This window comes from Sporomusa sp. (assembly GCF_035561155.1).
Classification (GTDB): Bacteria; Bacillota; Negativicutes; order Sporomusales; family Sporomusaceae; genus Sporomusa.
Map to the genome: position 1 here is coordinate 1 of NZ_DATMYD010000076.1, position 7,782 is coordinate 7,782.

A 7,782-nucleotide genomic window follows, 5' to 3' on the forward strand; every position below is an offset into this window, starting at 1 on the left:
ATAAATAAAGTGAGACTTAGCTTCAGGTGGGGTTTTAACCCCATCTGAAGTTTAGTCGACCTTATCCAGGGACTTAGCCGCTCTTAACTCCCACTTGTAGAAGATGGGAGTCTTAGAGCGGCTTGGTCATCGGATAAAAAAAGGACATAACTCCGCCTGTGAGAGTTATGCCGTCCAGTCTTACAAATATATTACATTAACTGCTGCGACCAATCTGTATACACGGACGGTCATATCCCCCTGAAAAATGAACGAAGTATACTTGTCCAGCAAAAGCTGGACATCCGAACTTTCGTGGGGCGACTCTATTCCCACGAAAAACAGTGAGACTCCCACTTTAGAAGTGGGAGTCTCAGATGAGGATTAACTCTGAAGGTAAAAATTCGCCTCCCCCCACACCAGACACATTATTTGTCATGCGACACCTGTTATAAGACTTTGCCAGCGCAGCCATTTTCTCCGGCTCGACGGGGTTGCGCCTCGGTATCCTGCAGATGCTGATTAAGCCGCGAAAGTTTCTCGTTAATTGCAATCTGCATTCCTTATCTATATACTACAAGACAGTTCTGTCGCCTTCCATAATCTTTCTAAATTTTGAAACAGTTCAATAGGCGCAGCCAAACTACTGTATGTACCCGGTCTACGACATCACCACATCCACGTAACAACGTTAGCTGAAATATACGAACCTCTTTCCCTAAATTGAATAAACTATATCAGCACTTCCATAGGTGAGGTCCTAAATATGAATTGTGATAACATCAATAGGTTCATTATATTGGGATTAATATTAACTATTGCGATAGATTTATTTTTTTTTGTTTGTTGAGATTATAAGCCAGCGGTGCGATAAAGAAGCGGAAAAAGAGAAAGAAGCGGAAGATAAGAAACTCAGAAATGAGCTCGCTGAGCTGCGCAAAGAAATCCTGACACTCAAAAAAAGAATCTATACTCCCGACTGAAAAATTATTTCAAATGTATGAATGGCAACTGTCCTCACCGATTGATGCCTTATTATGTCTCCTCTCACCCACTAGCAGGACTTTGGCAGGTATATTATCGAATAATATATAGGCAGTTCTATACATGCAAACAGCCTGCTTGTATTAGCAGATACTAAAAAAGGGGGATGAGTGATGTTGCAGGATATTATGAATCAAACATTTTTCCAAAACAGCGTTGAAAAATATCTTATCTCATTATCAGTGTTTGTGCTTACCCTCATCGTTGTTAAACTATTTGAAAGCGCTGTTTTAAGCCGCCTGAAAACCTGGGCCGGGAATACCACGAGCAAGATAGACGTGATGTTGCTCAACAACCTCGAAAAAACTTTGTTGCCTGCTATGTACTATGGCTCTTTCTATTTGGCGATTCGCAGCCTAACTTTAAACTATGTCCTTAGCAGAGCCATTGATGTGATTGGGATTATCATTCTAACAATTTCCGGAATTCGCTTTTTGGTTGCAGCAGTCGATTATGCGCTGGAACATGTATTAAGAACAAAGGATAATACAGACAAGGAACGTAATCTTAAAGCCATTATGCCCATCTTAAAAGTAATGATTTGGGCGATTGGCCTCATATTCCTTTTGGATAACCTGGGTTTTCAAATCTCCGCAGTTGTTGCCGGCTTGGGAATTGGCGGTATTGCGGTAGCACTCGCAGCGCAGGCGTTATTAAGAGACCTATTCAGCTATGTCGCTATTGTTTTTGATCGCCCTTTTGAGCTCGGCGACTCTATTACTATCGGCGAGCACGCGGGGACCATTGAGCATATCGGTATTAAAACAACACACATCCGTAGTCTGGGTGGAGAGCAACTGGTGTTTTCCAACTCCGATCTTACTAACTCACGTATCCAAAATTATAAGAGGATGACCAACCGGCGGGTGATTTTTAGATTTAGGGTTATCTATAATACAACAAGTCAACAGTTGAAGGAAATCCCTGAAATCGTTGAACATATTATCGAGAATATTGAAGATACCACCTTTGACCGGGCCCACTTTATCTCATTCGGGGATTATAGCCTTGATTTTGAGGTAGTTTACTATGTCGTAGGTAACGACTACAAAAAATACATGAATATTCAACAAGCCATCAATTTAGCACTAAAAGAAGAGTTTGAACAACGAAGTATTGAATTTGCGTATATCACTAAAACGTTATTCCTACAAAAACAATAGTAAGAGTAACAGTATTTTTTAATTGTTGTAAAAAAATAAAGGGACTGTCTCAAAATAGGTTTTTTGAACCTATGAGAGGCAGTCCCTTCTTTATTCTATAGGTTGAGACCAGCAAAAATGTCCTTCCCCTAGCCTTTCCAGTATATATATCATCCAGTTAAACTAGAATCGCTCCCAAGATTTAAGGCTTGAAATTCATCCTCGGTATAAACTTTTATATTCTCCGCTTTTAAGAGTGTACAAAAAACCCCATCACCCTCAATCAAGTTCCCTGAAAATGTGCCATCATAAATCAGCCCGCAGCCACAAGTAGGTGATTTTGATTTTAGTATGGCTATTTTGCTTCCAACTAACTTCGAAATAGCTAACGCGACCTTTGCTCCGGCTATATACTCAGCTGTTAGATCTTTACCGCTGTTAGATAAAAATTTCCCGTCACACTATTCTACACTAGGTCGCGGCGTTGATAGATTTGCCAAAATTTCCGGGCAGAGCGGCATAGCCTGCCCTTTTTTCACCATCTCTACTACTTCACGTATAGGAAAAGCCTGACCGTTATATCTACACTCCACTCCAGCCAGGCAAGCACTAACGATGATCATGGTAACTTCCCTCCATTCGTCTGTCCTTGTTATTATTTATTCTTCAACAAGATAACATATTAAATCAATTATTAACTTTGCCTACTACATGTTTTACTGTACACAAGTAAAATTTCTGCAAATGTTCTTGCGGAGAACAATCTTTTTTATAACATGTTGAATTGGCATTTTACTGTATCCTCGATTATATACTGCTTTAAGATAGTCCAATGCAACTTATTTTTCCATATTTTACATTATTTTAAGTTTAAGTTAACACTAAGTAAAAAATAATCAGTTACACTGATAGTGACTAAAAACACGGAGGGATAATGATTGAGTAATCTGATGGAAGACATAAACCTTAATTTCAACCGACGTGACTTTATTAAAATGTCGGCAGGAGCTATGGCGGCCTTAGCTGCCACCACACTACCATTTCCGGTTTCTGCTAAAGCTCCGACAATTAAAGCTACTCAAATTTCGCTGCAGGATTGTCTAACTATGGACCCTGTAAGTATGGCCGAAAAATCAACATACATAAAATCGGCGTATGATTATCTAGTAAAAACAGCCAATGAAATTCAGGATTCCAATCTCCGCCGCTCGACAATTGAAATTTTGCATAACCCTGCACCACGTCTAATGGAGCTATATCCGACCAATGCTGAGAAAGAACAAGTAAAACAGCGCCTGTTTGCGGCTGGTTACCTAAAACCATCCGCAGCAACTGATGAATTTCTACCTCCTTGTAAAGACCCCAGTCAAGCGGTACTACCTTTCTATGCTGCCCCAGGCAGCGGTTACGCCAGCCATCATTCGTATCCTGGTGGGCTTGCCACCCATGTCGCTGTAAACGTGAAAGCAGCTTTAGGTTTTTTCAATGCCTATAAAGAGGTTTCAGGGTTTCCGATGAATCGGGATATTGTCATTGCCGCCCAGACACTCCACGACCTGCATAAACCGTGGGTTTTCCAGTGGCAAAAGAACGGCACGTCTAGAACAGAATATCCAATCGCCGGAACAGGCTCTCACCATGTTCTTAGTCTTGCTGAACTAATCTACCGTCGATTCCCGGCACAAGTTATTGTCGCCCAAGCCTGCGCTCACAACCACCCTGGCACTGCCGATGACGAACGGGAAGTTGTAAACTGGCTAACTGCGGCGTCCATCCTGGCGAAGCAAGATGCTGTTAATCTTGGCCTCCTAACTAAGGACGGCAAAACCCTACCGTTGCCTCGCCGCACCGAAGGCTTTATAACTCATTTAGGCGATCATGACTGGGTATTATCTGTACCGTCGGCTAAGTGGATGATAGCCAAACTCAGCGAAATTGCTCAAAAGGAATACCTCATGACTGACACAGACCTGCAAACCCAAAAATTCTACGCTTTTAGAAACTACGTCTTTTCTCAAGCAACGCTGGAGCAGTTATACGCAATCTGGACTTTGAAAAACGAGGAGGCCCTAGTAGATACGGTAAAAACAATAGTAGCGTTATAGTTACAGAGAAATTGGAGTGAGAAGTGTGAGATGTCCTAACAGCAGGCTTATTATTGTGACTGTCTTAATGTTGTTTTTTCTTACTGTTAGTCCTAACGGAGTATCTGCCAAAGCGCAGTCCGATTTTTTCAATTTAACAGTAATCCATACCAATGACTTCCATGACTATGATCCATACGCTTTAGCCAGAAAAGCACATATTATAAAAAAAATACGGACAGAAGCGCAAAATGTTCTACTCGTAGACGCAGGAGATATTTTCGTTCGCGGGCCGTATCATAAGGTTTTCTACGGGGAATTGGAAATGGCAGTTTTTAATGCCCTGAACTATGACGTATGGGAGCTTGGTAACAACGAGTTCAAAGGCCATCCAGATCAATCTGTTGCCGATGAAAAGATGTATAATCTAATTAAGCAGGCAAAGTTCCCTACCTTGTGCGCAAATATAAAAAACAATGATGATAGCTACCTACCTGGAGTAAAGCCTTACATAATTAAATCAGTGAACGGTATCACGGTAGGTATCATCGGTGTCTCTTCTATGAAAGTAAAAGGTTATCCTCAAGCCTCAAATAAAATAGTAGAAGACCCACTGTTGACAGTCAAAACCCTACTTCCCAAAGTAAAAGAGGAATCAAATATTCAACTATTGCTCTCTCACGCCGGCCTTGCTGCCGATGTACAGATGGATATGAAACTTGCCGGCAGCGGCTTGTCTCTCATTATTGGAGCTGACGACCATTACGTTATTAAGCAACCCATTTACCGCAGCGGCGGCATTCCGATCGTCCAAGCCGGTGGCGAAGACAACATCTACCTTGGCCGGATTGATCTGAAATATGAAAATAAAAATGGTACATGGGTATTAGTTTCTCACAGTGGCAGGTTATATCCTATTGATGATAAAGTGCCAATGGATCCGGAAATAAGAAGAATTGTTGACCAATACTTAAGTAAGGTGCAAAAACCGGCTGCATAACAATAAAATTTTCGATGCTTATGTACCGTTTGGTAGGCGACTAACTATTTGATATGGTATGACCATGTGTAAGCGTCAAAGTAACGCCACATAGTTTGCGCCCCTGAGAACTGAGATAATGTTTGTAAGGGGGTATCAATCATGGAAACAAAGGTAAAACAAACACGCCGAAGCTATTGCGCCACAGAAAAAACAGCGTTGCTGGAAGCATATAAAACCAGTGGTCTCTCTAGCAAACAGTGGTGCAAGGAAAATGGGATCGGACTGAGCACCTTGCAGCGCTGGGTACAAAAGGAGTGGAACCTGGAAAATGCGCCACCCTTGCAAACCTGGGTATCTGTAAATACGATTGCAGAAACAAAATCGGATCGACTCCAGGTGCAGATTGGTCCATTCACCGTCGCGGTTGCTAGCAATACGAATCTAAAGCTGTTCGCTTCCGTGCTCAAAGTGATGAAGGAACTATGCTAAAACGGTCAGAAACTCTACCAGTATTCCTAGCCTGTGGCGATACCGATATGCGCAAATCCATCAACGGTCTGAGTGCCATCATTCAAAACAGCTTTGACCTCGATCCCTTCGAGAAAGCACTGTTTGTCTTTTGCAACCGGCAGCGTAATCGACTGAAGATACTAACCTGGGAAGACAATGGCTTCTGGCTGCATTTTAAACGCTTGGAGCGCGGTCATTTCAAATGGCCGACAGTCGGCGAAAGCCGCACAATGACGCTGAGCATCGATGAGCTCTGGAACCTGATCCAAAGTCCTGGAATCGAGCAAAAACTACGCCGCACCGAAGTGCTGAAAAGCCGCTAAATACGGTGTTTTAGTGGCTTTTCGTCCTATTTTCCGGTATAATAAAAGGTAAGAAATCGACCGGAAACGAGGACTTTTATGCAGACACAAGCACAAATGGAAAACGAAATCGCAGCGTTGAAAGCCCGTATCCAAGAACTCGAAGCGCTCAACAAGTGGTATATCGAGCAACTCAAGCTCAGCCGCCAAAAATTGTTTGGCAAGTCCTCTGAACGCAGCCACTATGAGGGAGTGGATCAACTTAGCTTGTTTAATGAAGCGGAAGCCGATCGGCAGCCGCTCATTCAAGAGCCGGATCCCGAAACGATAAGCGTTTCACGGAAAAAAGGCAAACGCGGTGAATCAACCAAACATCTTCCAGTGGAAGTGATCGAATACAAAATAACGGAAGAAGAGTCCGCTTGTCCGCAATGCGGCGAAATGCTCCATGTGATGAGCAAAGAAGTACGCAAAGAATTGACCATTATTCCGGCTACAGTTAAAGTCATCGAACATGTCAGTTGTGTCTATAGCTGCCGCAACTGCGAAAAGCATGACATTCAAACGCCGGTCATTACGGCAACAGCTCCCAAGGCGCTGCTGCCGAAAAGTATGGTATCTGCTGAACTGTTGGCGTATATCATGAGTCAAAAGTTCGTCAATGCCATGCCGCTTTACCGCCAGGAACAGGAGTTCAAACGGCTTGGTGTCGCTTTATCTAGGCAGAACCTTTCCAATTGGGTCATTAAAGGTGCAACGCTATTAGCCCCCATCCTGGAAACTTTCAAACGGGAGTTGCTAACCCGCGAAGTACTGCATGCCGATGAAACCACGCTGGAAGTCTTGTGTGAACCAGGCAGACCCACACAGACCAACTCCTATATGTGGGTATACCGGACATCGGGTGATTCCTCAAAACCGATTGTATTGTATGACTATCAAGAAGGCCGTAGCGGACGATTCGCTAAACAATATTTATCGGGATTTACGGGATATCTTCATACCGATGGCTGGAATGGCTATCACCAGTTGGAAGAACAAGGCGTGACCTTGTGCGGCTGCTGGGCACATGCCCGCAGAAAATTCAATGAAGCGCAACTTGGTGCAGCCTCCAATAAAGCCGGCCTTCCCGAAGATATAGGCCTTTCCTATTGCAATCAATTATTCGCGATCGAAAAGCGGGCAGAAACGATGACGGCGGAAAAGCGGCATACTGTGCGGCAAAGTGAATCAAAGCCACTCATCGAAGCGTTTTTTGCATGGGTCGATACGTGTTCTCGTACAACTTTGCCACAAAGTCTGTTGGGCAAGGCGTTTACGTATGCCCAAAATCAAAAGAAGTACTTGCTAGCATTTTTAGACGATGGCCGTATCGAATTATCGAATAACCGAGCGGAACGCTCTATAAAGCCCTTTGTCATTGGCCGCAAAAATTGGCTATTTTGCAACACCCCCGGTGGAGCAAAATCTTCGGCGGACATATACAGCTTGATTCAAACAGCCATCGAAAATGGTTTGAAGCCGCAAGCGTATCTGGAATATGTATTCAAACAGATTCAGCAGCATGATTATGAATGTGTAGACAAACTGCTGCCGTGGGCAGCGGAAATTCCTCTACATTGTAAGATGCCGCAAACAAAATCATAATAGGGATACATTCAAAGCAACCACTTGAGGTAGTATTTTCATATTACCCCAGGTGGTTTTTTATTCCCATGTGGGCTTGGCTTGACGCTTAC

The 7,782-nt window shown here is 43.2% G+C and carries 6 protein-coding genes and 1 pseudogene; 6 read left to right on the plus strand and 1 reads right to left on the minus strand.

Going from position 1 to position 7,782, the window contains the following annotated elements:
* Nucleotides 1-1,136 precede the first annotated feature (1,136 nt).
* Nucleotides 1,137-2,186: a mechanosensitive ion channel family protein gene (locus VN447_RS09780; protein ID WP_325525091.1), complete on the plus strand. Its 1,050-nt coding sequence runs from the start codon at nucleotides 1,137-1,139 to the stop codon at nucleotides 2,184-2,186.
* Between the two features lie 149 nt (nucleotides 2,187-2,335).
* Here VN447_RS09780 and VN447_RS09785 read toward each other — a convergent pair.
* Nucleotides 2,336-2,788: pseudogene (locus VN447_RS09785) on the minus strand (DUF523 domain-containing protein).
* A gap of 315 nt (nucleotides 2,789-3,103) precedes the next feature.
* Between VN447_RS09785 and VN447_RS09790 the strand changes: the two are divergent.
* The 5 genes from VN447_RS09790 to tnpC all read left to right on the plus strand — a co-directional run bounded on the left by VN447_RS09790 (nucleotide 3,104) and on the right by tnpC (nucleotide 7,690).
* The gene (locus VN447_RS09790; RefSeq protein WP_325525092.1) at nucleotides 3,104-4,270 is read left to right on the plus strand and encodes a twin-arginine translocation signal domain-containing protein; all 1,167 of its coding nucleotides are present in this window, start codon (nucleotides 3,104-3,106) and stop codon (nucleotides 4,268-4,270) included.
* A gap of 25 nt (nucleotides 4,271-4,295) precedes the next feature.
* Nucleotides 4,296-5,249, plus strand: a complete 954-nt coding sequence (locus VN447_RS09795) for a bifunctional metallophosphatase/5'-nucleotidase (RefSeq protein ID WP_325525094.1) — start codon at nucleotides 4,296-4,298, stop codon at nucleotides 5,247-5,249.
* Nucleotides 5,250-5,390: 141 nt separating this feature from the next.
* On the plus strand, nucleotides 5,391-5,720 hold the full coding sequence (gene tnpA / locus VN447_RS09800; protein WP_325525096.1) for an IS66 family insertion sequence element accessory protein TnpA: 330 nt from the start codon (nucleotides 5,391-5,393) through the stop codon (nucleotides 5,718-5,720).
* Complete coding sequence (tnpB, locus tag VN447_RS09805) at nucleotides 5,714-6,064, plus strand: IS66 family insertion sequence element accessory protein TnpB (protein WP_325525098.1); 351 nt, start codon at nucleotides 5,714-5,716, stop codon at nucleotides 6,062-6,064. Before tnpA ends, tnpB begins: the two co-directional genes overlap by 7 nt.
* A 78-nt stretch (nucleotides 6,065-6,142) precedes the next feature.
* A complete protein-coding gene (gene tnpC, locus VN447_RS09810; protein ID WP_325525100.1) occupies nucleotides 6,143-7,690 on the plus strand; it encodes an IS66 family transposase in 1,548 nt (515 codons plus the stop codon).
* Nucleotides 7,691-7,782 lie beyond the last annotated feature (92 nt).